Annotated in this window: 21 protein-coding genes; 10 read left to right on the plus strand and 11 right to left on the minus strand. The window is 64.5% G+C overall.

Features of this window, described 5'->3' with window-relative positions; translation table 11 throughout:
- Positions 1 to 141 precede the first annotated feature (141 nt).
- The gene (locus DGA31_RS23190; protein ID WP_056840772.1) at positions 142 to 951 is read right to left on the minus strand and encodes an AraC family transcriptional regulator; all 810 of its coding nucleotides are present in this window, start codon (positions 949 to 951) and stop codon (positions 142 to 144) included.
- 79 nt (positions 952 to 1,030) lie between these two features.
- Here DGA31_RS23190 and DGA31_RS23195 point away from each other — a divergent pair, with 79 nt between their 5' ends.
- Positions 1,031 to 2,059 carry a bile acid:sodium symporter family protein gene (locus tag DGA31_RS23195; RefSeq protein WP_056840771.1) on the plus strand — a complete coding sequence of 343 codons (1,029 nt, stop codon included), beginning with the start codon at positions 1,031 to 1,033 and terminating at the stop codon, positions 2,057 to 2,059.
- 94 nt (positions 2,060 to 2,153) lie between these two features.
- On the opposite strand, the gene DGA31_RS23200 is transcribed toward DGA31_RS23195, so the two are convergent.
- The 3 genes from DGA31_RS23200 to DGA31_RS23210 form a co-directional block, all read right to left on the minus strand.
- Positions 2,154 to 3,593: a DUF726 domain-containing protein gene (locus DGA31_RS23200; protein WP_109514112.1), complete on the minus strand. Its 1,440-nt coding sequence runs from the start codon at positions 3,591 to 3,593 to the stop codon at positions 2,154 to 2,156.
- A 31-nt stretch (positions 3,594 to 3,624) separates the two neighbouring features.
- Entirely contained in the window at positions 3,625 to 3,903 is a 279-nt protein-coding gene (locus tag DGA31_RS23205; RefSeq protein WP_109514113.1) for a hypothetical protein, read from the minus strand.
- Between the two features lie 100 nt (positions 3,904 to 4,003).
- Positions 4,004 to 5,281, minus strand: a complete 1,278-nt coding sequence (locus DGA31_RS23210; RefSeq protein WP_056840768.1) for an acetyl-CoA C-acetyltransferase — start codon at positions 5,279 to 5,281, stop codon at positions 4,004 to 4,006.
- 149 nt (positions 5,282 to 5,430) lie between these two features.
- Here DGA31_RS23210 and DGA31_RS23215 point away from each other — a divergent pair, with 149 nt between their 5' ends.
- The 6 genes from DGA31_RS23215 to DGA31_RS23240 all read left to right on the plus strand — a co-directional run bounded on the left by DGA31_RS23215 (position 5,431) and on the right by DGA31_RS23240 (position 10,068).
- Positions 5,431 to 6,786, plus strand: coding sequence for a 3-oxoacyl-ACP reductase (locus tag DGA31_RS23215; RefSeq protein WP_109514114.1), 1,356 nt, complete (start codon positions 5,431 to 5,433; stop codon positions 6,784 to 6,786).
- Positions 6,787 to 6,818: 32 nt separating this feature from the next.
- Entirely contained in the window at positions 6,819 to 7,679 is an 861-nt protein-coding gene (locus DGA31_RS23220) for a MaoC family dehydratase (RefSeq protein ID WP_109514115.1), read from the plus strand.
- Positions 7,680 to 7,780: 101 nt separating this feature from the next.
- Entirely contained in the window at positions 7,781 to 8,086 is a 306-nt protein-coding gene (locus DGA31_RS23225) for a MazG-like family protein (protein ID WP_109514116.1), read from the plus strand.
- Positions 8,083 to 8,853, plus strand: coding sequence for a methyltransferase domain-containing protein (locus DGA31_RS23230; protein ID WP_056840764.1), 771 nt, complete (start codon positions 8,083 to 8,085; stop codon positions 8,851 to 8,853). The genes DGA31_RS23225 and DGA31_RS23230 overlap by 4 nt, the downstream gene beginning before the upstream one ends.
- Before the next feature lie 18 nt (positions 8,854 to 8,871).
- Positions 8,872 to 9,486, plus strand: coding sequence for a DUF4136 domain-containing protein (locus DGA31_RS23235; protein WP_109514117.1), 615 nt, complete (start codon positions 8,872 to 8,874; stop codon positions 9,484 to 9,486).
- A gap of 18 nt (positions 9,487 to 9,504) precedes the next feature.
- A complete protein-coding gene (locus DGA31_RS23240; protein WP_109514118.1) occupies positions 9,505 to 10,068 on the plus strand; it encodes a DUF4136 domain-containing protein in 564 nt (187 codons plus the stop codon).
- A 197-nt stretch (positions 10,069 to 10,265) separates the two neighbouring features.
- Here the strand turns inward: DGA31_RS23240 and valS are convergent, their stop codons facing one another.
- Positions 10,266 to 12,788: a valine--tRNA ligase gene (gene valS, locus DGA31_RS23245; RefSeq protein WP_109514119.1), complete on the minus strand. Its 2,523-nt coding sequence runs from the start codon at positions 12,786 to 12,788 to the stop codon at positions 10,266 to 10,268.
- 213 nt (positions 12,789 to 13,001) lie between these two features.
- On the opposite strand from valS, the gene DGA31_RS23250 reads away from it, so the two are divergent.
- Positions 13,002 to 15,038: a TadG family pilus assembly protein gene (locus DGA31_RS23250; RefSeq protein ID WP_109514120.1), complete on the plus strand. Its 2,037-nt coding sequence runs from the start codon at positions 13,002 to 13,004 to the stop codon at positions 15,036 to 15,038.
- 305 nt (positions 15,039 to 15,343) lie between these two features.
- Here the strand turns inward: DGA31_RS23250 and DGA31_RS23255 are convergent, their stop codons facing one another.
- Entirely contained in the window at positions 15,344 to 18,103 is a 2,760-nt protein-coding gene (locus DGA31_RS23255; protein ID WP_161959222.1) for a PAS domain-containing sensor histidine kinase, read from the minus strand.
- The gene (locus tag DGA31_RS23260; RefSeq protein ID WP_109514121.1) at positions 18,093 to 18,551 is read right to left on the minus strand and encodes a TadE/TadG family type IV pilus assembly protein; all 459 of its coding nucleotides are present in this window, start codon (positions 18,549 to 18,551) and stop codon (positions 18,093 to 18,095) included. The genes DGA31_RS23255 and DGA31_RS23260 overlap by 11 nt, the downstream gene beginning before the upstream one ends.
- Positions 18,552 to 18,624: 73 nt before the next feature.
- On the opposite strand from DGA31_RS23260, the gene DGA31_RS23265 reads away from it, so the two are divergent.
- The gene (locus DGA31_RS23265; protein WP_109514122.1) at positions 18,625 to 19,095 is read left to right on the plus strand and encodes a prepilin peptidase; all 471 of its coding nucleotides are present in this window, start codon (positions 18,625 to 18,627) and stop codon (positions 19,093 to 19,095) included.
- 140 nt (positions 19,096 to 19,235) lie between these two features.
- Positions 19,236 to 20,009 (plus strand): response regulator transcription factor, encoded by a 774-nt coding sequence (locus DGA31_RS23270; RefSeq protein ID WP_109514123.1) that lies wholly within the window; start codon positions 19,236 to 19,238, stop codon positions 20,007 to 20,009.
- A gap of 19 nt (positions 20,010 to 20,028) precedes the next feature.
- Here DGA31_RS23270 and DGA31_RS23275 read toward each other — a convergent pair whose 3' ends face one another.
- The 4 genes from DGA31_RS23275 to DGA31_RS23290 all read right to left on the minus strand — a co-directional run bounded on the left by DGA31_RS23275 (position 20,029) and on the right by DGA31_RS23290 (position 23,263).
- A complete protein-coding gene (locus DGA31_RS23275; RefSeq protein WP_109514124.1) occupies positions 20,029 to 20,298 on the minus strand; it encodes a DUF3613 domain-containing protein in 270 nt (89 codons plus the stop codon).
- Positions 20,295 to 21,077, minus strand: coding sequence for a tetratricopeptide repeat protein (locus DGA31_RS23280; RefSeq protein ID WP_109514125.1), 783 nt, complete (start codon positions 21,075 to 21,077; stop codon positions 20,295 to 20,297). Before DGA31_RS23280 ends, DGA31_RS23275 begins: the two co-directional genes overlap by 4 nt.
- Before the next feature lie 409 nt (positions 21,078 to 21,486).
- Complete coding sequence (locus DGA31_RS23285) at positions 21,487 to 22,377, minus strand: type II secretion system F family protein (RefSeq protein ID WP_056840755.1); 891 nt, start codon at positions 22,375 to 22,377, stop codon at positions 21,487 to 21,489.
- 1 nt (position 22,378) lies between these two features.
- Positions 22,379 to 23,263 (minus strand): type II secretion system F family protein, encoded by an 885-nt coding sequence (locus DGA31_RS23290; protein ID WP_056840754.1) that lies wholly within the window; start codon positions 23,261 to 23,263, stop codon positions 22,379 to 22,381.
- Between the last annotated feature and the right edge of the window lie 6 nt (positions 23,264 to 23,269).

A 23,269-nucleotide genomic window follows, 5' to 3' on the forward strand; every position in this document is an offset into this window, starting at 1 on the left:
GTGGGTCCTTTGCCTGATACGCGGTACCGCCGTTATACGGCAATCTTCTACACGCGAGTAGAGGGAGCAGTGACAGGGTTTGACACCCGATGATAATCCGGGCGTGTCGCGGCTGTTGGAGTAGCAGCTTTCACGCCAGTTTCATCCGTGGCGAAACAACTCGCCAGGGGTAAACCCGAACAGGCGCTTGAACGCGGCAATAAAGGCCGATGTCGAGTCGTAGCCGCTTTGCAGCGCGGCCTGGGTGACGCTGGCACCGCCGTGCAAGGCCTCCAGCGAAGACAGTAACCGCGCCCGCTGGCACCAGCCGCGAAAGCTCAGGCCTGTTTCACGCTGAAACAAACGCATCAGGGTTTTTTCCGATGTGCCCAGCCGTGCCGCCCATGCCTGCAGGCTCACAGGCACGGCCGGGTCGCCGATCAATTCGTTGCACAAGCCCAATAAACGCCCATGACGCGGCAAGGGCAGGCTGAAACCGACCTCCGGCAAGGTCGCCAGTTGATCCAGCAGCACCTGCACCAGACGCGCCTCGGCGCTGTCGTGCTCGGGGTAGGTGGCAGGCAACTGGCAAAAATGCTTGATCAATTCGCGCGCCAGCGGCGTGACCTCCAACACCCGGCAACGCCCGGGTGCCCACTCGCAGTCGCGGCTGCGCACGTACAGGCTGCGCATCTCGGCCTGCATCGAGGTCAGCACCTGGTGTTCGAGCCCGGCCGGAATCCACACGCCCCACTGCGGCGGCGCGAAAAAGCTGCCCTCGCTGGTGTGTACCCCCAATACGCCACTGATGGCGTAGGAAAACTGCACCCAGTCATGACAGTGCGGTGCTGTCCACGACCCCGCCCCCAGGCTTTCGGCCCGGGCATATAGCGGTCGCGGCAGATCTTCCAGGTCCGGAATGCTGCGCAGCCCGACTCTTGAGGATTCGACAGATTGTCCGTTACTCGGCATCTAATGGCCTTATGTCGCAAGACGGCAGAAGTGCATCAGAGTAGCCTGCCGACATTCTCTTTTACAAAGATCCAAGGCCATGCAAGCACTCAAACACCTCAAGCGCGTCGTCACCGACTGGTTCCTGTGCGGCATGGTGCTGATGACGATACTGGCGTATTTCTTCCCGCACTTCGGCGGCACGGGCGGCACCCTGCATGCCGAATACCTGATCAAGGGCGGCGTGTTCGTGGTGTTCTTCCTGCACGGCATCCACCTGTCCAGCGAGCAGATCGTCAAGGGCCTCAAGAACTGGCGCCTGCATGTGATGATCCAGGCATTCACGTTCGTGGTGTTCCCGCTGATCTGGCTGGCCTGTGACCGGCTGCTGGGTACGCACCTGCCGGCCATGCTGATGCTGGGCTTCCTGTACCTGTGCGCGCTGCCGTCGACCATTTCATCGTCTGTGGCGCTGACCGGCAGCGCCGGCGGCAACGTGCCGGCGGCGATCCTCAATGCCAGCCTGTCCAGTGTGCTGGGCATTTTCATCACGCCGTGGCTGATGAGCCTGGAAATGGGCACCGGCGCCGGCGGCATCGACCTGGGCGACACCTTGCTGGACCTGTGCAGCATTCTGTTGCTGCCGTTGATATTGGGCCAGTTGCTGCGCCCGCTGCTGGGCAAGTTCTTTGCGCGCTACAAGAAAATCACCAACGTCATCGACAAACTGGTGATCCTGCTGCTGGTGTACGCAGCCTTCTGCAACTCGATGCTGTCGGGGTTGTGGCAGCAACAGGGCAACAGTGTGATCGTGGCGGCCATCGTCGGCAGTGCGCTGCTGCTGGCCGTGATCCTGCTGCTGACCACCTCGACCGCACGGGTGCTCAGGTTTGACCATGCCGACAAGGTCGCGGCGGTGTTCTGCGCGACCAAGAAATCCCTGGCAGCCGGCGCGCCGATGGCAGCGATCATCTTCAGCGGACACCCGGCCATGGGTCTGATCCTGCTGCCGATCATGATCTATCATCCGCTGCAACTGATCGTCTGCTCGGTGATTGCCGAAAACTACGCCAGCCGGCACAAACGCAGCCTGTCCGAGGCCGCACTGGAAGAGGCGCGTGCGGCCTGAGGGACGCCCTCGGCAGGCATGAAATGACCTGCGCCTTTCGCGCCCCCCCAAGGTGGTTTTCATGCCGCTCATACGTTGTGCTTGATGAGCGCGCCTACATCAACCCTTCATCATCGAGCATGACCCGCGCATAGAACACGATCGCCACCGTGGGGATCAGCGCCGAATACCCCGGCCGCAGCGCGCTGCCCAGCCGCGTCACCAGGCGCTGCACCGGCACCTGGCGCACGGCCCCCAGCCAGCCCTTGAGCGCACCGCGCGTCCCGTTGGCCACCAACGCCTTGCCCGGCCCGGTCGAAGCGTCGGCCGCCTTGAACGACGCTGCCAGGGTCAGCCGCTCGGCCAAGGCATCGACGTGCCGGGCATACACCGCCCACGGCATGGCCCTGACATGGGCCTGCGGTGCCTGAATCAAGGCCTGCACAAACGGGTGATCATCGGCAAAGGCATGGCGAAAGAAGCTGCGCAGCAACAGCACCTCGACCTCCACCACCGTCGCGCACTGATGCAATGCCTCGCCCAGGCCATACTGGCGGGCAAGCATGCCCAGCACCCGGGTGTAGGACACCCCATGGCGGCGCGCGGCATTGAGCAGAAAATGCCCGCCCACCAACTGGAACTCACGCACAAAGGCATAGGCGCGGTCGGTCTCTGAGTCCTTCAAGCGGGTCCAGCGGCTGCGGCGCAACTGCCGGATGGCCTCGTCCAGCACATACGCCGGTGAACGCTGCAGCACACTGTGCAGGTACGCGTCCTGCAGCACCGGGTCCAGGTCGACATCGCGTGGCAAAACCTCATCCACGGTCGGCTCGCGAAAACCACTGAATGCGCAGGCCACCAGCACTTCACGCAAACGCATCCAGTAATGGTTATGGCCAAACCCCTGCATGTGCACGTTATCGAAAGGCTCGAGCGCCATCCTGCCCAGGCTGCGCTCGCCCAGGTTGAGCAACAGGATCTGATCGTCACGTGACCAGGCATTGATCAGGCGCCCGGTAATGCACGGGCGCAACTGCGCCGCCTCGGCAGCCTCGATGCGCACCGCCGCGCCCATCAGCAACACATCGCCGATGGTCAGTGAGGTATCGGGCGCATCGCGCTGCTGCCTGAGCACGCTGACCAACAACCGGCCGCCCAGCGAATGACCGATCAGGTTGATCTGACGAATGTGCGGATGATGCTCGGCCAGGTAGCCCGTCAATTGCGGCAGCAGGACCTTGCCCATGGCTTCGGCTTTGGCGCGGATGCGCGCAAAGTGCAGCGCCCGGTCACCGGCCAGTGCGGCGGCAGCGGCCAGCGGGTGCACACGGGCGGCGGCCATCAACAAACCGCGAGAGCGGTTGTCCAGTTGTGCAAAATGGCTCGACGGCCAGAAAGCCAGCACATTGACGCTCTGGCGCAGCTCGCCGGGAATGCTGTTGGCCAGCAGGCGCCGGTCATCCAGATCGTGGCCGGCCGAATAGCCATGAACGAAGATATTGGCGACGTTGCCGGTGGCCCTGGGCAGCGTCAGAAACTTGAAGTGATTGTCCACAGGCCTCACGCGTCTGGCGGCACCGCCGCGTTCAATTCCTGAAAATGAAGCGCTTGGCGATGCGCTTGATCAGGCGCAGGCACAGCATCACGCCGGCCAGGGCGATCACCGCCTTGGCCACCAGCATGAACCAGCCTTCGATTTCAGGACTGAGCAAACCCATCAGCCAGCCCATGCCGGCAATCAGCAGACCGATCAGCAACAGGCCGATATGCGGTTGCAGCCAGCGGGTTCTGGCGCCCTTGTCGAACAGGTACAGCGCAATGCCCACCAGGGTGAGAAAAACCAGTACCGCAATGATGAGTCCCATGGATGACCTGCCGAACGAGCCAATCGGTGCGCGCTGTACTGCCGCCGCGCGTCGATTATGCCCACCGCCCTGATCGATTGCTATCACGCAAGACCCGCGGTCAGCGCTCCAGGATCGCGGTCACGCCCTGCCCGCCGGCGGCGCAGATCGAAATCAGCCCGCGTCCTGAACCGGCCACGTCCAGCAGTTTGGCCAGGTTGGCGACGATGCGCCCACCGGTGGCAGCGAACGGATGCCCGGCGGCCAGCGAGCTGCCCTTCACGTTCAGCCGCGCCAGGTCAATGCTGCCCAACGCCGCGTCCAGACCCAGGCGCGTGCGGCAATACCCGGGGTCCTCCCAGGCCTTGAGGGTGCACAGCACCTGGGCGGCGAAGGCCTCGTGAATTTCGTAGTAGTCAAAGTCCTGCAGGCTCAGGCCATTGCGCGCCAGCAGGCGCGGCACGGCATACACCGGCGCCATCAGCAGCCCCTCTTCGCCGCGCACAAAATCCACCGCTGCCGCTTCACCGTCGCGCCAGTAGGCCAGGATCGGCAGGCCGCGCGTCCGGGCCCAGTCTTCACTGGCCAGCAACACCAGCGAGGCACCGTCGGTCAGCGGCGTGGAGTTACCCGCCGTCAGCGTGCCCCTGGCGCTGCGCTCGAAGGCCGGCTTGAGACTGGCCAGCTTGTCCAGGTTCAGGTCCGTGCGCAGGTTATTGTCGCGGGTCAGGCCACGAAACGGCGTGAGCAGGTCGTCGTGCCAGCCTTCGGCATAGGCTGCGGCCATCTTCAGATGGCTGTCCAGCGCCAGTCGGTCCTGCGCCTCGCGCTCGATGCCCCAGGTTTGCGCCATCAGCTCGCAGTGCTGGCCCATCGACAGGCCGGTGCGCGGCTCGCCATTGCGGGGCAGTTCAGGCTTGAGGTGCTGCGGGCGCACCTGCAACAGGGCCTTGAGCTTGTCAGCCGTCGATTTGCTGCGATTAACCTGTAGCAGGATATTACGCAGGTCTTCATTGACGCCGATGGGTGCATCGGAGGTGGTGTCGACCCCGCCGGCAATGCCGCACTCGATCTGCCCCAGGGCAATCTTGTTGGCCACCAGCAGCGCCGCCTCCAGCCCCGTGCCACAGGCCTGTTGCAGGTCATAGGCCGGGGTCTGCGCCGACAGGCGCGAGCCCAGCACGCATTCGCGGGTCAGGTTGAAATCGCGCGAATGCTTGAGCACCGCGCCGGCCACCACTTCGCCCAGGCGCTGGCCGTGCAGGTTATAACGCTCGATCAGCCCTTCAAGGGCGGCGGTGAGCATGGCCTGGTTGCTGGCGGTCGCATAGGCACCGTTGGAGCGGGCAAACGGGATGCGATTGCCGCCGATAATGGCGACACGACGTGGCTGATTCATGGAAAAACTCCCTTTTCTCAAGGATCGGACAGGCTTTTGGAGCGAATCTGAAGCGAATGTGCTCTGGACGAACAGCACTGTCCAGGCACGAACAAATGTCGTCCCCCTGTGGTCCACTGCTTTGAACCCCGACTCAAGGAGAGTGTTCCATGTCGTCCGACCGTTATATCAATTTCGCCAACTCCGACATGGGGCGGCGATTGGTGAAAGCCGTGGGCCTGCCCACCCCGACGCGTCTGGAACGCTGGCAGGCAGGACGCCTACGCCCCATCGAAGGCCCCCTGCTGATCAGCGCAGGCCCGCTGGCCGATCAGGTCCGGCTGTGCGCCCAGCGCCTGACCGATGCGGTCTACAGTCTGGGCAGCGACGTGCCCGGTGCCACCGCCTGGATCGCCGAGCAGGGCCCGCGCCTCAAGGCCGTGGTGTTCGACGCCAGCACCCTGCAGCGCACCGAGCACCTGGTGCAACTGCGTGACTTCTTCAAGCCATTGCTGCGCAACCTGGAGCGCAGTGCGCGCATCGTCATTCTCGGTCAGGCGCCAGACACCCTGGACGATCCGCTGGCCGCCAGCGCCCAGCAGGCCATCGAAGGCTTCAGCCGCTCCCTGGCCAAGGAAGTGCGCGACGGCGCCACTGTGCAGTTGCTTCGCGTTGAAGCCGGAGCCGAAGGCCAGCTTGAAGGCGCCCTGCGCTTTTTCCTGTCGCCCAAGAGCGCGTTCATTTCCGGCCAGGTGTTGCACTTGAGTGCCTGCGACCGCCAGGTGCAGGACTGGAGCCGCCCGCTGGCCGGACGCCGGGCACTGGTCACCGGCAGTGCCCGGGGCATCGGGGCGGCCATTGCCGAAACCCTGGCCCGTGACGGCGCCAAAGTGGTGCTGCTCGATGTACCGCAGGCACGCGCCGACCTCGAAGCCCTCGCCTCGCGCCTGGGCGGTCAGGCACTGGTGCTGGACATCACCGCCGACGATGCCGCCGCCCAACTTGCAGAGCACCTGCCCGACGGCCTGGACATCCTGGTGCACAACGCCGGCATCACCCGCGACAAGACCCTGGCCAACATGACGCCGGACCTGTGGGACGCGGTGCTGGACATCAACCTTGATGCGCCGCAAAAACTCACCCAGGCGCTGCTCGACAGCGGCACCCTGCGCGACGGCAGCCGCATTGTGCTGATGGCCTCGATCAGCGGCCTGGCCGGCAATCGCGGGCAAACCAACTACACCACCAGCAAGGCGGGGTTGATCGGCTACGCACGCGCCCTGGCGCCCACGCTGCAAGCCCGCGACATCAGCATCAATGCCGTGGCACCGGGTTTCATCGAAACGCGCATGACCGAGCACATGCCGTTTGCCCTGCGCGAAGCCGGACGGCGCATGAGCTCGCTGGGCCAGGGCGGCCTGCCCCAGGACGTGGCTGAAGCGGTGGCCTGGCTGGGCCAGCCGGGCAGCGGCGCCGTCAGCGGCCAGGTGCTGCGCGTCTGTGGACAAAGTGTCATCGGGGCCTGAGGCCGCCAATCCGTTCAAGGAGAACCTGCAAGATGACTGCTCACTGGCGCTATCTGGAAAGCCTGCAACCGCTGCCCAGCCTGTTTCTCCAGGCCGCCCTGCGGCGCAAGGTCAATGGCACTCGACTGCCGGAATTGGGCCTGCGCAGCTGGCTGGACGTCGATGCCCACAAGCTGGCCGATTATCGACGCGTGTGCGGCTTTGCCGACAGCAGCCTGCTGCCGCCGACCTACCCGCATGTGCTGGCTTTCCCGCTGCAGATGCAACTGATGACTTCGGCGGATTTTCCTTTCCCGCTGCTGGGCCTGGTGCACCTGGCCAACCGCATCAGCATCCACAGGCCGCTGGGCGGGGTCAGCAAGGTCTATGTCAGTGTGCAGGCCGTTGACCTGCAACCCCACGCCAAGGGCGCGACCTTCAGCCTGGTCACCCAGGTCGACGATGGCATGGGCCTGCTCTGGGAAGAACACAGCACCTTTCTGTGCAAAAACGTGAAAGTCGACGGCCCGCTTGGCGGCGACTTCGAGCCGTCGCCTTTGCCACTGACCGAAGTCACGCGCTGGGACACCCCGGCGGCCATCGGTCGGCAGTACGCCAAGGTGTCGGGTGACTACAACCCGATCCACCTCAGCGCACCCAGTGCCAGGCTGTTCGGCTTCCCGACCGCGATTGCCCACGGTATGTGGCTCAAGGCCCGCGCCCTGGCGGCGCTGGATGACCACTTACCGGCCTCGAACGTCGAGATCGCCGTCCAGTTCCACAAACCGGTGCGCCTGCCCGGCCACGTGACCCTGTCGGCCAGCGCCGCCGGCTCCCACGGCCAGTTCCGCGTCGACGGCCAGCAGGCCGGCATCGAGCACCTGACCGGCGAATGGAAGCCGATCGACGGCTAACCCCACCACGCAGGAGCTGCCGGGCGACTCCTGCGCACCAGCAAAGATGCTTGCCTGTCGAGCCATTGCCCCTGAAGCTATGCCGCCTCAGGAGACCATTGATGAACCTCGAAGAACTGACCACCCGCCTGCACCGCATTCGCGATACCAACGACTGGAAGCAATTTCACAGCCCCAAGAACCTGGTCATGGCCGCCAGCGTGGAAATGGCCGAGCTGGTGGAAATCTTCCAATGGCTCAGCGAAGACCAGTCACGCCAGTTGCCACCGGAAAAGCTCGCGCATGCAGGCCAGGAAGTGGGCGATATCATCCTGTACCTGTTGCTGCTGTGCAGTGAACTGGGCCTGGACATGAACGAAGTGGTGCGCAGCAAGCTGGCCGACAGCGAACGCAGGTTTGCCAAATGAGCGACGTTCAGGCGCCCGGCAGCGACCGGCACTTCGACCAGTTGGCCACCCGCTTTGCCGAAAAGATCTATGGCGGCGCCAAGGGCGCGATCCGTCTGGCCGTGCTGCAGGCCGACCTGACCGAAGCCTTGCCCGAGCGCCCCTTGCGCGTGCTGGACATCGGCGCAGGCCTGGGCCACATGTCGCTGTGGCTGGCCGGCCTGGGCCATCAGGTCACGTTGGCCGAGCCGGCCGGCCCCATGCTTGAAGGCGCCCGGCAACGCTTTGCCGAGGCCGGTTGCAATGCCACCTTTATCCAGGCGCCCTGGCAGGCCCTGCCCGGCCTGCTGCATGAGCCTTACGATCTGGTGCTGTGCCATGCCGTGCTGGAGTGGCTGGCCGAGCCCTACACCCTCTTGCCGGTCCTGCACCGGCTGACCGCCGCGCAAGGCTGGTTGTCGCTGGCTTTTTACAACCGTGATGCGCTGGTCTACCGCAACCTGCTCAAGGGGCACTTTCGCAAGCTGCGCGGCGACAGCCTGGCCGGCGAGAAACAGAGCCTGACGCCGCAAGAGCCGCTGGACCCACGGGAAATGGCGACGCAACTTGGCGCTCACTGGCAGGTCGAAAGCCAGAGCGGCGTGCGTGTATTCCACGACTACATGCCCGTCGATTTCCAGAAGCGTGCCGATCTGGACGCCTTGCTGGAAATGGAACTGGCCCACCGCCGCCATCCGGCCTTTGCCGGCCTGGGCCGTTACCTGCACTGGATCTGCCGACCGGTGTAAACCACCACGGAGACTGTCATGAACCCTCGACTCGCCATGCTTGTCATCGCGCTGGGGATCACGGCCTGTCAGAGCGACAACCCGTACCGCGCCGTTTCCAGCCCCCTGCCGCCGGCCCCGCCACAGGCCGCGCAGGCCGTGGACCTGAGCGCCTACCCGCCGGCGCCGCGTGACTATGCACGCTACCGCAGCTGGCGCTGGCAGGATAATCGCGGCCCCGATGGTTCGGCCTGGGTGGACCCTGCGCTGATCGCCGAAGCAGTCAGCAATGGCCTCGACCAGCGCGGCCTGCGCCCGGCGCGCACGGCCGCCACTGACCTGTACGTCAGCGCCGACAGTCGCCTCGAAACCCGCGTGCGCCAGGTGCGTGACGACTACCGCGACCCGTATTACGGGGGTGGACTGGGCTATGGCGGTTATCGGCAGGGCTATGGCGGCTACGCCACGGTACCGGTGGTGCGCACCTATCAAGAGCAAGTGCTGGTGGTGAGTATCCGCCTGTTCGATGCCCGGACCGGCCAACCGGTCTGGAGCGCCAGCGCCGAAGCACCCGGCGGCAACGATCAGGCCGCCCGCAGCCAGGCGCTGCGCCAGGCTGTGCAACAGGCCCTGACGGCGTATCCTCCGTCCTGACCCCTTGGAGAAACGGCCATGTACCTTCGCCTTGCCCTGCTGTCCTTTACCCTGCTGCTGGGCGCTTGCCAAAGCAGCCAGGTCAACCGCGACTTCGACGCCCGTCGCGACTTTGGCGGCTATCGCAACTGGAGCTGGCAAGAGCCGGCGGTGCAGTACCAGCCCGCCGACCCGCGCCTCAAGAGCGACCTGACCGAGCAGCGTGTGCGCGATGCGATCAACCAGCAGCTCGACCAGCGTGGCCTGCGCCAGGCAGCAGCCGGCGCACCGGCCGACCTGAAGGTCCAGGCCTGGCTGATTGTCGAAGACCGTCAGCAACTGGTCAGCACAAACTACGGCAGCGCCTGGGGACCGTGGGGCGGTTACGGGTCCTGGGGCGGACCGATGGCCACTGAAACCCGCAGCGTCGACTACAAGGTCACCACCCTGCAGATCGACCTGTTCGACGGCAAGGACGGCAAGCTGGTGTGGCGCGGCAGCACCGAGCGGATTCTGGACCAGAACCCGGCCAACCCCGCCGCACGCGATACAGCGGTGCGCAACACCGTGGCAAAGATTCTGGAACAGTACCCGCCACGGTGATTTCACGCTTGATGCCCTGTGCCAGATCAGCGTGAGCAAGGCTTATAAAAGCGGCGTGTCAAAGGCCAAAACGATTGCACGGGCCAGCCCTTTCGCGACCGTTGGTCGCTCCTACGGGATGGGTGTCGTGCCTGGATCCGGGCTCGACACAAAATCCGTGGGAGCGAGCGCACGGTCGCGAAGGCGTTCTGAAGTGCTTACAACCAGACCCGCACCGTCTGTTGGGCGCCTTCGCTCATGTCCAGCACCTGGACCTGACCGGCCTCGCACAGATCCGCCCGCACCTGCGCCAGCCACGCCAATCGCCCGGCCGCGTTGACCACCTCGACGCGCGCCACCGGCGCCTTCATCGACAGCCTGGCGTCGGACTTGGTCTTGCGAATCGCGGTCAGCACCGCACTCACGCTGTCCAGCGAAGCGTCGACATCCCCTTCGGCCACCTGCCCCGACGGCCATTGGGCCCGGTGCACCGACCCCGACTGCCAGCGACACCACACCTCTTCGCAGGCAAAGGGCAGGAACGGCGCCAGCAACCGCTGCAGGACACTCAGCGCCTGCGCCAGGGCCTGGCGAGCCGAGGTGCCTTCAGGACGATAGGCGCGGCGCTTGACCAGCTCGACATAGTCGTTGCAGAACCACCAGAAGAACCCTTCGATGCGGTTTAGCGCGCGGCTGTAGTCATAACCTTCCAGTGCCGTCGTGGCTTCCAGCGTCACCGCGCCCAACCGTTGCAGCATGGCCAGGTCCAGCGGCTGGTCAATGTCGCCTTCGAAGTCACCCGGCAGCCCCGGCACGAATGTCGACAGGTTGACCAGCTTGAGCGCCAGGCGCCGACCGATCTTCATCTGCTGTTCTTCGAACGCAGTGTCGCTGCCCGGCCGACCCAGCGCCGCCCAGTAACGCACCCCGTCGCTGCCGTATTGATCCAGCAAGGCTTGCGGGGTGACCACATTGCCCTTGGACTTGGACATCTTCTTGCGGTCCGGATCAAGGATCCAGCCCGACAGCGCCACATGCCGCCACGGCACGGCGGCGTGCTCGAAATGGCTGCGGACCAGGGTCGAGAACAGCCAGGTGCGGATGATGTCGTGGCCTTGCGGACGCAGGTCCATCGGCCAGACCTGATCGAACAGGCTGTCGGCTTCCTCCCAGCCGGCGGCAATCTGCGGGGTCAGCGAACTGGTGGCCCAGGTGTCCATGATGTCGCGTTCACCGATAAAACCACCTGCCTGCCCGCGCTGTTCAGGACAATAACCGGGCGGTGTGTCCAGAGTCGGGTCGACCGGCAGGTCAGCTTCGTCCGGCAGTATCGGTGTGTCGAAGTCCGGCTCACCCTGCGCATCCAGGCGATACCACAGCGGCAGCGGCACGCCAAAGATGCGCTGGCGGCTGATCAGCCAGTCGCCATTGAGCCCGCCGACCCAATGTTCGTAGCGGCTGCGCATGAACGGCGGCTGCCAGTCCAGCGTCCGCCCATGCGCCAGCAGGTGCTCGCGTAACGCCTCGCTGCGCCCGCCATTGCGCAGGTACCACTGGCGGGTGGCGACGATTTCCAGCGGCTGGTCGCCCTTCTCGAAGAACTTCACTGCATGGCGCATCGCCTGCGGCTCGCCGATCAACCCGCCACAGGCTTGCAACAACGCCAGCAGGCGCTTGCGCCCCTGGTTCAGGGTCAGGCCGGCCAGTTCCGCCCAGGCCTGACGGCTGCCCACCGTGCCAAGCCAGTCGGGGGTTTCGCTCAGCAAGCGACCGTCACGACCGATGATGGGCCGGGTCGGCAAATCCAGTTCCCGCCACCACAGCACATCGTTCAGGTCGCCAAAGGTGCAGACCATGACCAGCCCCGTGCCCTTTTCCGGGTCGGCCAGGACATGGGCCAGCAGCGGGACGTCTACATCGAACAAGGGTGAGCGCAATCGCTGGCCAAAACGCGCCTGATAGCGGCTGTCGTCCGGGTGAGCGATCAAGGCCACACAGGCCGCCAGCAACTCCGGCCGGGTCGTGGCAGTGCTCAGCGACGCACCGTCGGCAGCCGTAAACCGCAGGTCGTGCCAGGCGCCGGCGACCTCGCGGTCTTCCAGCTCGGCCTGGGCCACGGCAGTCTGGTAAGTGACATCCCACAGGCAAGGCGCCTGCTGGCTATACAACTCGCCGCGCCGGTAATTGCGCAGCAAGGCACGCTGGCTGATGCGCTGCGCACGCGCATCGATGGTCGCGTAGGTCAGGCTCCAGTCCACCGACAGGCCCAGTTGCATGAACAAGGCCCGGAAGGCCTGCTCATCGATGGCCGTCAACCGGTGGCACAATTCGACAAAATTACGCCGGCTGACAGGCACAAAATCCCCACGCCGGGCCGGTACGCTTTCTGGCGGTGCAAAATCCGCCTGCCAGGCCGCATCGGGGTCACAGCGCACGCCATAGAAATTCTCGACCCGGCGTTCGGTGGGCAGGCCGTTATCGTCCCAGCCCATGGGGTAGAACACGGCCTTGCCACGCATGCGTTGAAAGCGCGCAATGATATCGGTATGGGTGTAGCTGAAGACGTGTCCGACATGCAGGGCGCCTGAAGCGGTGGGCGGCGGTGTGTCGATGGAATAGACGGTGTGACGCGGTGCACTGCGGTCGAAGGTGTAGGTGCCTTCTTGCAGCCAGCGCCGGTACAGACGGTTTTCGAGGGTGTCGAGCGAGGGTGTGGCGGTGGGGTCCGGCGACAAGGTCATACGTTTAACGGTGACATGGCATCCTCCTGTTATCACTTGGGGTACAGCCAAATGCTGCGCCCGAGTACCGTTTATAACGGTCGGCGTACGATTAGTAAATCGTGCGCATCGATCAATGACCACCCATCCACTTGAGTGGCCCATAGCCAGCGCCGGCCAGCGGCCTTTACTACACTGCATGACGCATGGGTGAGTGAGTCAAAGGAGTGCCGCATGTCTCGCCTGAATCGTGATGTCGCGCAACCCGCCAGGCAGCGGGGCGCCATCGGCCTGGTGGCGGCCCTGACCCTGGCTCTGGCGATGCTGTTCATGCTGACGGTGATCGACAGCGGCCGGCTGTACCTGGAAAAACGCTCGCTGCAGCGCGTGGCCGATATGTCAGCGCTGGAGGCGGCGACCCTCAAGGGCAACTGCGCCGCCGGCAGCAGCGCCGCGCAGTTTGCCCGCCAGAGCGCAATCCGCAACGGCTTTGACCCTGAAGCCGAGGGGCAGGCCATCAGGGTTGCCTGCGGCACTATGAGCGTCGACGCCGCTGACAGCCGACGCACCTTCGTCGAAAACACCACCAGCACCCAGGCCGTACAGGTGATCGTGTCACGCGCCGTCCAGCGCAGCGTGGCCGCCGGTATCGCGGCCTCGTTCAGCGGCGAGCCACAGCCGGGCACCTTCACTCTCAGCGCCAGGGCAGTGGCCGCCGCCGCGCCGCCGCTGGCACAGCTGAGCCTGCGCAACATCGCAGCGGGCATCGACAGCAGCCAGTCACCACTGCTGGACCTGCTGTTCAGCAGCCTGCTCGGTGGCAATCTGCAGCTGGGTGCCGCCAGTTGGAAAGGCCTGCTCGATACTGACCTCAAGCTGCTCGACTACCTCGACCGGCTCAAGCTTGATCTGAACCTGACAGCCCTGGATTACAACCAGGTGCTGGCCACCAACGTCACGATCAGCCAGTTGATCCAGAGCATGATCAACCTCCTGCAGACCAACAGCACCGCCACGACCGCCGTTACCGTACAAGGCCTAAAGACGCTGCAGGCCGCCGTCGGCAGCGCAACTGTCACGCTGGGTGACCTGATCAAAGTGCAGGGCGGCACCGACATTGCCGGGCTGTCGACCAGCCTGCGGCTGGTCGACCTGTTGCAGACCCTGGCCCAGGTGGCGAACAAGAAGAACAGCATCACCGCGTCGGCGCAGATCAATCTGGCACCGCTGGCGATGATCACCACACGCATCCAGGTCATCGAGCCGCCCCAGTTGTCGGCCATTGGCGACCCCAGCAAGATCAACCCTGCCCTGCCGGTGGCCAGCGACCCGAACCGTATCTATGTGCGCACCGCACAGACCCGGGCACTGGTGTCGATCAACCTGCCGCTGCTGGATGTGCTGAACAAACCACCGTTGTCGGCCGTGACCGGCCTGGTCGGCAGCCTGACGCCGATCCTCAACAGCGCCCTGAGCCTGGACATCAAGGGCTTGCTCGGAGGCGTGGGCTGCCTGCTGGGGGCCAAATGCATGTTCACCGACTTCAAATTCATGACCTCGGGCACCGCAGGGCCGCGCATCGACCTCAGCCTGGCCCTGGCTGCTGCCGAAAGTTATGTGACCGGCTACACCTGCACCAGCAACACCAACAAGTCGTTGAACGTGCGGACCACGGCCACGCTGCTCAATGCCCGTCTGGGGCTGATCGACAGCGCAGCGGCCTTTCCGGCCAGTACCGACCCATTGGCCGTGGTCGCCCAGCCGTTGCCGATCATCGACATCGGCACCCAGACCTGCACACAGTTGCTCGGCGGCCTGCTGGGCACCTGCACAGCCCGTGTGCCTTTCGGTGGCGGCGGCGTGGGGCTCAGTTTCAATCCACTGAACAATGCCATTGTCGGCACGGCTGCAAGTATCAACAGCACCTTCACTTCCCCCAATCTGCCGGAGATCGGCACGCCCCCCTATTACCTCGGTAACGTGGCTACCGTCCTGCCCAGCACCGTACTCGACGGCCTGGTTTCCGGCGTCAAGGTGCAAGTCTATAAACCCCTGGCCAACAACGCGCTGGGCAATGTGATCACCGGCACCGGGACCCTGCTCAATACTCTGCTGGGGCTGGTGAATACCGAAATCATCGACAAGACGCTCAAGCCGCTGTTGACGGCCCTGATCGACCCGTTGCTGAACGGCCTGGGCCTGACCCTGAACCCGACCGACGTCGGCGCCAACCTCAGTTGTAATATCGGCCAGGCCACGCTGGTGATATAGGCGCTATCACGCAGGAAAACAGGAGCATCTGCTGCGCCCGTACCGCCGCATTCGCCAGCAGAGCGGCCTCCCACAGTCCGGTGTCAGGCCCGAAATTCAGGGCCACATCAATCCTGTGGGAGCGACCAGCGGTCGCGAAAGGGCAGTAGATTCAACCTCTTCAGTGCCTGACAGCCTGCATTCGCGACCGGTGGTCGCTCCTACGGGGTAATGCCAGTCAGTCAAGCTGAATGTCGTCGAACGCTAACGTGCAGGAGGGGCCGGGCGGCGATCCACTTCAGCCGGGAACCAGGCGCCGCCGGTCTCTACAGCAGTGGCAAGGCAATCCTGAACTGCGCGCCCTCCCCCACATTGCTGACGCTCAACCGGCCGCTCATCTGCTCGATGATGCCATAGCTGACCGACAACCCCAGTCCGGTGCCGACACCCACCGGCTTGGTGGTAAAGAACGGCTCGAAGATGCGCTCCATCAGCCGTGGGTCGATACCGCCACCGTTGTCCTGCACGGTGATCACCACCTGATCGGCCTCTGGCCGCACCTGCACCTCGATCATCGGCGCCAGCTCAGGCCGGGTTTCCTTGCGCGAGAGCATGGCATCACGGGCGTTGACCATCAGGTTGATCAACACCTGTTCCAGCTGGTCGCCATGCCCGCGCACCTGCAACGGCGCCCCGCGTTCACTGGCCTGCACCTGCACGCCCTTGCCTTTCATGCCCTCGCTGAGCATGGCCAGCGTGCCTTCGAGTGCATCGAAAGGATCGAACACCTGCTCCTGGACTTCCGAGCGCCGACCGAACACGCGCATGTGGTCCACCACCCGGGCCGCACGTTGCACCTGGCTGTCGATGCGGTTGAGCTTTTCGGTGATGTATTCGACATCGATATTGCCGCGCTCCAGACGCTTGAGCACGTTGATCACCGCCATGCGCATCACGTTCAGCGGCTGGTTGATCTCATGGGCCAGGCCGGTGGCCATTTCGCCCAGCGTGGCCATTTTCGCGCTCTGGTTGAGCTGCATGCGCGAGCGACGCACATCCGTGTTGTCGCGGCCCACCGCCTGCACCTCGACCAGCGTGCCCGCCTGGTCGAAGACCCCGCGATCGGCCCACACCCACCAGGCATGCTCGCGGCCCGGCAGTTCCAGGCAGACCTCGGCCGTGCTCAAGGGCGACTCGGGCGTCAGTTGCGCAATGCGCTGCATGAAATCAGTGCGTTGCTCAAGGCTGAACCAGTCGCCCAGGTTGACCCCGGGCAGTTGCTGCGGGTCGCACTCCAGATAGATCGCCAACGGCCGGTTGCCGAAAGTCAGCACCAGGTCCGGGGTGTAACGGCAGATCATCGCCGGCGAATCCTCCACCAGGATCCGGTAGCGCTCCTCGCTCTCGCGCACCCGTTCGGCCGCCAGGGTCGCATCGGTCACATCCAGCCACAGGCCCACCGCCTCCACCGGCATGCCCAGGTCGTCGCGTAGCAGCCGAGCCTCGTCCAGCAGCCAGTGATAACGGCCATGCTTGTCGCGCAACCGGTAACGCCGGCTGACCAGGCCCTCGCGCAGCAACTGGCGGTTGCGCTCGAACCAGATGTCATGGTCTTCGGGGTGAATGTAGTCGGCCAGTTGCCCGTCGATGCAGTCGGCCAGGGTCCAGCCCAGCAGCGGGGTCAGGCTGTCGCTGAAAAAGGTCGGTTCCAGATTGCCCTGATCGTAACGCTGCACGTAGATCACCGCCGGCGAACTGGCGATCAGGTTGCCCAGCCGGGCATGGGCGGCGGCAGCCTCGGTCTCCTGGTTCTTGATGTCGCTGACATCGAGCATGAAACCCAGCACCCGCTGCACCTGACCGCTGATCAAGGCCTGGCCCTGGATGCGCAGCCAGAGCGTGTCCTGTCCCGGATCGACCTGTGCCAGGCGCACGCACAGCAGCATGGGCGTGCCCTTGTCGCGCAATTGCACCAGGCGGCTCGACAGCTCCTGACGGTCGGCAGGGTGAATCAGCGCCAGCCATTCAGGACGCGACAGGCGGTCGATCCGATCGCTCAGGCGCAGGCTGCGCACCAACTGCGGCGCCATGAGAATCTCGTCGCTGTCAGGCAACAGCTCCCACCAACCCGTGCCCAGCAGGTCCTGCAACACCGCCAGGCGCTCGACATGATGGCGGTTGTGCTGCTCGGACAGGCGAAACAGCACAGGCCCCGCCAGCGCCGAGCACAGGTTCAGCCATTCGCGCTCGCCCAGGTCCGGCGCCTGCCGGGCGGCATCGTAGAAGCCGAACATCAGCCAGGCACGGGCGATGCCATCACGGCTGTGCGCCAGCAGAAAACCGTCGGCATTGGCAAACATGCCTTGCAGCGGCGACAGCTCGGTCTGTCCGGCAAAATGCAGCGCATGGGCCACATTGACGTCCAGCCGGTCGAACTCGCTGCCCAGCCGCTGGCCGACCTGCCACAGCTCGGGCGCGGTATGCGCGCTGTACTGGCTGTAGACGCGCCAGCCGACGCCACTGGCTTCGGGCAGCGCCAGCGCCACACAGGGCACGTGCCACATCTGCGCCAGTTCCTGCAACTGCTCGGCAACCACGCTGACCAGCCGCTCGGCACTGCACACGCGGATCTTTTCAGCCATCAGCCCGGCAAAGCGCAGGCATTGCTGGCGGATGCGTGCGGCACTGGCCTCCTCCATCAGGTCACTGATGTCGAGTAACTGCAATAACCAGTCCTTGCCGTGATGCTGCACCCAGCCGCGGGCATGCAGGGTGTGGCCGTCGCTGCTGCGAAAGTCCAGGTCGAGCATGTGCCCGACCCAGTCCTGCGGCACGCCTTCGATCACCAGCGCACTATTGGGCAGCAACAGGCTCATCAGGCGCTGGTTGACCACCGCCTGGCTGCTCAGCCCCAGGCGATTGAGCAACAGGGTGCTCAGGCCTTGCAGACGGCCCTCTTCGTCAAGCAACAGGTACAGGTCGGCACCGATCGCCTCGGGTTCGGCATTCGTCGCAATGACAGGCGCGCTGGCCGGCGCCTCGGAGCGCCCCAGCCAACGACCCAGACGGCTTTTTTCAAGGGACAAGTTGAAGACTCGCTTGGGCAGACAGGACGGAAGGCAGTCTCGGCACTTCGCCGATGACCGGCAGGGTCAGCAGGGGCAACACCTGGGTGAGCTTGGCCTTGGGGTAATTGATGCTGACCGTGAGCAGGCCGGCGACGAACTTCACCTCGATGTCGCTGGCCGCAAGGTTCAGCGAGGGCGGCATCCAGCTCAGCTGGCTTTGCACTGTGGCTTGCGCCTGGGTAATCACCAGGGCGTTGTAGGTGGCGGTGCCGATGTTCGGGCTCAACGCCACACTGCGACGCACCGCCTCGCTGGTGGCCGCATTGAACGACTGCATCATCAGCAACGGCAGGCTGTAGCTGACCAAGGCATAAAACAGACCGAAAAAGATCACGAACACCGCAGCAAACTCGATGGCAGCGGCGCCTTTCTGGTGGCGTGGTCCAGATAATTGATTGGCACGCATGTCGACGTCTACCCTGACGATGCTCCTGCAGTGAGCATAGGTTCTTTCAGAAAAACAGGACGTTTTTTACACCATGAAATTACTTTTCCTACTCACCTGGTTTGCCGTATGTGCCGAGCAGGATGCCCGCCATAAACAGATATCCAATGCCTTGACCCTGGGTGGTTTTGTCGCCGCCCTGGGCTGGCTGCTGTACAGCGGCCAGACCTGGCTGGGCGCCGACGCGGCTGAAGGCGGCCGGGCGCTGTTGCTGGCGCTGGCCATGACCCTGCCCGGCTACGTGCTGGGCCGGCTGGGGGCCGGTGACGTCAAGCTGCTCGCCGCCCTGGCCCTGGCCAGCAGCAGCTTGTACCTGCTGGGCACGTTTATCGGTGCCGCCGTGGCCGCGCTGATATGGCTGGCCATTCGCCGCCTGCTGTTTCGCCATGCCGGTCAACGCCTTGCCCGGCGCTATGCGGCGATGAATCCTGAAGTGACGGAAAAATTTCCCTTTTCACCGTTACTGTTTGCCGGGCTGTTATCCGTGGCGTTTTTTACCCACTAGTCAGAATCACTCCCGGGGTCGGTGTACAGAGTCAGAAAGTGCGTCTAGGTTTACTGCATGCCCGCCATATTCGTCGCGCTCTGCCTCGCAGATCGCAGGCGGTCGAGCGTAATCAGGGACAAGTCGCCAGGGAGTCATGCGTGGTCAAGTATTCGGCGGTAAAGGTACTGGTGGTCGACGATCAACCGCTGATCGTCGAGGAACTCAGTGAATTTCTCGAAGCCAGTGGTTACATCTGTGTTCCCTGCACCAACAGTCGCGAAGCCATCGAGCGGTTTCGTGACACGCCCGACATCGGGTTGGTGCTCTGCGACCTGGACATGCCCGGCATGAACGGCATCGAGCTGGTCGAGGCCATGAAGCTGATCGGCGGCAAGCAACACCTGTTCGAGGCCATCATGCTCACCGGCCGGGCCGAGAAAAAAGACGTCATTCGCGCCTTGCGCGCCGGCATTGCCGACTATTACCAGAAGCCGGTTGATCTCGACGAGCTGCTGGAGGGCGTGCAACGCCAGGAAATCGCGCTGCAGGAACGCCAGCGCAGCCTGAAGCAACTGGGCTTGCTCAACGAAAAGCTGCAATACCTGGCTGCCTCCATCGACGACCTGTACCAGGACCTGGACAAGGCACGCACCCACCGTGACCGGCCTTCGGTCAACGATCAGGCGCTGGAAGAAAGCGACGCCGAAGTACCGGCGCTGTTCGCCGCCCTGTCCCCCCGGCAAATGGACGTCGCCCGGCTGGTGGGCAAGGGCCAGACCAACTACCAGATCGCCTGCGAACTGGGCATCACCGAAAACACCGTCAAGCTGTACGTCTCGCAAGTGCTGCGCCAGACCCACATGCACAACCGCACACAACTGGCCCTGGCCCTGGGCAACAGCACCGTGCGCCGGCAGACGACGGCGCATTGAGGCCGCCATAACACGGCTCCTACTTGCCCGACCCTACCTTGCCTTCCGCGCCCTGATCGTAGAACTCGGGGATCGGGTGCTTGTAGCTGTCCAGCCAGCGTTGCAGGCTTTGCTCGCGCTCGGCAGGCGTGGAGGTCTGCACCGTCTTGCTGGCGGCCTCACCGCGCACTTGCAGTTGCAACCACGCTTCGGTCTGGGCCTGGGCCGGTGAGGACGGACCGGGGTCGATGGCCCCGGCGCTGCCGCAGGTGCCGAGCAGCCAGAGCCCGGCCAGGATGACAGGCTTCATGGCGTGACTCCTTCATGACCACTGGCAACCGGACCAAGGCCGACGCTCATGGGGATTTCGCGGTTCAAGGCGGCGTTGCGCGGCACCGGGATCTTGCGCAGCACGGCAGGCTCGGGGATTGTGCCCTGCCGGATCAACTGTTCGGCACGCTGCTGGGCCTCACTGACCTGGCGCGGGGTCAGGCCAGTGCGGCTGGTCAGCTCGGCGGCGCGTTGCCAGTTGTCCTCATAAATCAGCAGGGTGACCAGGTTCTGCGCCGGCAGGGTGTCGGCCGGCTTGAGTTCCAACGCGGTCAGGAACTGAAAGCGCGCCTGGTCGACATTCATCAGGTTCAGGTAGGCCACGCCCAGGTCATTGCGCACCTTTTCATCGGTGGGCGCCAGTTTCGCGGCGCGCTGCAGGTGCTGCAGGGCCTGCAGGTAGTCGCTGCGCGCCGCCGCCAACTGGCCCAGGCCATGTTCGCCTTCGGCCGCACGGCAGGTGCCGAGCAGGCTGCTGTACAGCGGCTCGGCCTCGCGGCTGCCCAGCAGGCGCAGGATACGGGCCTTGCGCAAGCGCACCTCGCCCAGGTCAGCCGGCAGGCTTTCCAGATTGGCCAGGCTGGCGTGCAGACGGCCTTCATCGGCCATGGTCTGGGCCATGTTGAGGGTGAACTCCTGGTCGGAGGTCAGCTTGGGGCACTCGCCCTGGCTGGCACTCCCCGGCACCCAGGACGCACGATCGTCCGAGGCGCAGCCGCCCAGCAGCATGAGGACACAGGTCATGATCATGGCTTTCATCGGGTGGGTTTTCCTTGTAGACGCCGGGCGCGGGGGCCTGGCACATGTAGAGATCCATGAGGCATGAAAAACCTGCGGCTGCTGGCGCAGCCGATCGCCGGCAAGCCGCCTCCCACAGGTCCCTGTTTGATGCGCGACAGCGTGCCGCCTTGGCGCGGTGTCAGCAACACAGGGTGGGCTCCTGCGGTGTCATGCCGATCAGTCAAGCCGGGGTTCACCCGATCTTGCGCCTGACACTCAATTGTGGGAGGCCGCTCTGCTGGCGATGAGGCCCGTAAAATCGGCACATCTACTGCGTCTGCGCCACCGTATTGGCGAGCAGAGCGCCCTCCCACACATTCAGCATCTGACCAAATCCTTCCTGACTGCTCGGCATTACGCCTACGGTCGGGTGCCAGAAGGTCGTTCATCATTTGCTCCCCAGTGCATGGCTCAGGGCAATAAATCCGGGGCCGGCCAGGACGATCAGCAGGGCCGGAAACAGAAACACCATCATCACCACCGACATCTTGGCCGACAGCTTGGAGATGTATTCCTGCAGGCGCGTCAGGCGTCGGTCGTCGATCAGTTGCTTGAGCGCCAGCAACGAGCGCAGCGCACCACCGCCCTGGTGGATCAGTTGATTGAGAATCACACAGGTGTCGCTGAACTCGTCCACGGCCAGCAGGCGGGCGGTCTTGCGCAACTCTTCACCCAGCTCCAGCCCGGAGTCGACCCGCACCAGGATCAGGCGGATCTCTTCGGACAAGACTGGCAACAGCTGCCGCCCCTCGTGGCTCAGCACCCGCAGGGCCTGTTCCACCGCCATGCCGGACTCGAACAGGATGCGCAGCAGCGGGATAAAGGTCGAAATCTCGATCACCACCTGTTTTTGCCGGTGCCTGGCGACTGCGGCCAGGACGCGCTTGGGCAACAGGTAGCCCAGACCGACAGCAAACATCGGCGCCACGATCGGCTGCGCCACGTCCTTGTAGAACATGAACTGCACCAGCAAAGTCAGCACCAGCAGCCCGATCGGCACACCGATCTGACAGGCGGCGAACAGCGAGCGCTTGCTCGCACGGCGCCAGCCGACCCGGTTGAGCAGGTCGCGGGTTTCGCTGTCCATGCTGATCACCCGATGCCCCAGGCGGGTATCACCGAGCAGGCGCAACCAGCTGCCGATATGGCTCTCGCGCACTGTCTGGCCCTTGAGCCGCTGGGCCACCAGGCGCTCGTTGCGGCGCTGGCCGGCGATGTTCGACAGCAGCAGCGCCAGGGCCATCAGGAGCATCAAGCCACTCATCAGCAACAGGACCATGTCAGATACTCCGCATCATGCGCCACAGCGCCAGGCAGCCCATGGCCTGAAAGCCAAAGGCCGCCAGCAGCAGGGTCTGGCCGCCGTCGTCGTTCCACATGTGCATCAGGTAGCCGGGGTTGGTCAGCATGAAGTAGCCGACCATCGCCAGCGGCAGCGAGGCCAGGACCACGGCGGTCATGCGTGTCTCGCCGGTCATGGCGCTCAACTGGCGGGCCATCTGGTCGCGCTCGCGAATCAGCGTGATCAGGCTTTCCATCAACTCGCTGGCGTTGCCGCCATAACGGTGGTTGACCCGCAGCCCCAGGGCAAACATATGAAATTCATCGCGCTCGTAGAGCTCGGCAAAATCCTGCGCCGCATCGGGCAGGCTCACGCCCAGTTGCACATTGCGCTCGATCCGTCCCATGCCGTCACGCAGCGGCTGGTCGGCGGCCTCGATACCGTGCAGCACCGCATCGGCCAGGGTGCGGCCGGACTTGAGGCTGCGCACGCTATGGTCGAGCATCTGCGGCAACTGCTCGATCATGCGCCGTACCCGCTTGCGATAGCGCCACGACACGAACAGGCGCAAGGCCAGCGGCGCGCCGAGCAGCCCGGTGCCCAGGCCGGGCAGGCCGGCCAGCAGATACCCCAGCAGCATCGCCAGGCTCCACACCGTCAATGCCAGCCCCAGCCGGTCGGTCGGGCGTCCCAACCCCGCCCGCAAAAAGGCACGTTCCAGGCGCTGCAGGCCGGGTCGTTCCGGCGTCGGCGCTACCCGCCCTTGATTAAGCCGCAGCATGATCCGCTCGCTGGCGCCGCGATTGAGGCTCAGGTAGAACAGATACAGGGCGATGCCCAGCAACAGGGCACACACCAGGGCCAGCACCCAGACCACGTTCATGCCCAC

This window comes from Pseudomonas ovata (assembly GCF_003131185.1).
GTDB lineage: Bacteria > Pseudomonadota > Gammaproteobacteria > Pseudomonadales > Pseudomonadaceae > Aquipseudomonas > Aquipseudomonas ovata.

What these genes read in the sequence shown, in the direction of transcription:
- DGA31_RS23190 (WP_056840772.1), bottom strand. Translation starts at nt 951, where the DNA reads ATGCCGAGTAACGGACAATCTGTCGAATCCTCAAGAGTCGGGCTGCGC.
- DGA31_RS23195 (WP_056840771.1), top strand. Translation starts at nt 1,031, where the DNA reads ATGCAAGCACTCAAACACCTCAAGCGCGTCGTCACCGACTGGTTCCTG.
- DGA31_RS23205 (WP_109514113.1), bottom strand. Translation starts at nt 3,903, where the DNA reads ATGGGACTCATCATTGCGGTACTGGTTTTTCTCACCCTGGTGGGCATT.
- DGA31_RS23210 (WP_056840768.1), bottom strand. Translation starts at nt 5,281, where the DNA reads ATGAATCAGCCACGTCGTGTCGCCATTATCGGCGGCAATCGCATCCCG.
- DGA31_RS23215 (WP_109514114.1), top strand. Translation starts at nt 5,431, where the DNA reads ATGTCGTCCGACCGTTATATCAATTTCGCCAACTCCGACATGGGGCGG.
- DGA31_RS23220 (WP_109514115.1), top strand. Translation starts at nt 6,819, where the DNA reads ATGACTGCTCACTGGCGCTATCTGGAAAGCCTGCAACCGCTGCCCAGC.
- DGA31_RS23225 (WP_109514116.1), top strand. Translation starts at nt 7,781, where the DNA reads ATGAACCTCGAAGAACTGACCACCCGCCTGCACCGCATTCGCGATACC.
- DGA31_RS23230 (WP_056840764.1), top strand. Translation starts at nt 8,083, where the DNA reads ATGAGCGACGTTCAGGCGCCCGGCAGCGACCGGCACTTCGACCAGTTG.
- DGA31_RS23235 (WP_109514117.1), top strand. Translation starts at nt 8,872, where the DNA reads ATGAACCCTCGACTCGCCATGCTTGTCATCGCGCTGGGGATCACGGCC.
- DGA31_RS23240 (WP_109514118.1), top strand. Translation starts at nt 9,505, where the DNA reads ATGTACCTTCGCCTTGCCCTGCTGTCCTTTACCCTGCTGCTGGGCGCT.
- valS (WP_109514119.1), bottom strand. Translation starts at nt 12,788, where the DNA reads ATGACCTTGTCGCCGGACCCCACCGCCACACCCTCGCTCGACACCCTC.
- DGA31_RS23250 (WP_109514120.1), top strand. Translation starts at nt 13,002, where the DNA reads ATGTCTCGCCTGAATCGTGATGTCGCGCAACCCGCCAGGCAGCGGGGC.
- DGA31_RS23260 (WP_109514121.1), bottom strand. Translation starts at nt 18,551, where the DNA reads ATGCGTGCCAATCAATTATCTGGACCACGCCACCAGAAAGGCGCCGCT.
- DGA31_RS23265 (WP_109514122.1), top strand. Translation starts at nt 18,625, where the DNA reads ATGAAATTACTTTTCCTACTCACCTGGTTTGCCGTATGTGCCGAGCAG.
- DGA31_RS23275 (WP_109514124.1), bottom strand. Translation starts at nt 20,298, where the DNA reads ATGAAGCCTGTCATCCTGGCCGGGCTCTGGCTGCTCGGCACCTGCGGC.
- DGA31_RS23280 (WP_109514125.1), bottom strand. Translation starts at nt 21,077, where the DNA reads ATGAAAGCCATGATCATGACCTGTGTCCTCATGCTGCTGGGCGGCTGC.
- DGA31_RS23285 (WP_056840755.1), bottom strand. Translation starts at nt 22,377, where the DNA reads ATGGTCCTGTTGCTGATGAGTGGCTTGATGCTCCTGATGGCCCTGGCG.
- DGA31_RS23290 (WP_056840754.1), bottom strand. Translation starts at nt 23,263, where the DNA reads ATGAACGTGGTCTGGGTGCTGGCCCTGGTGTGTGCCCTGTTGCTGGGC.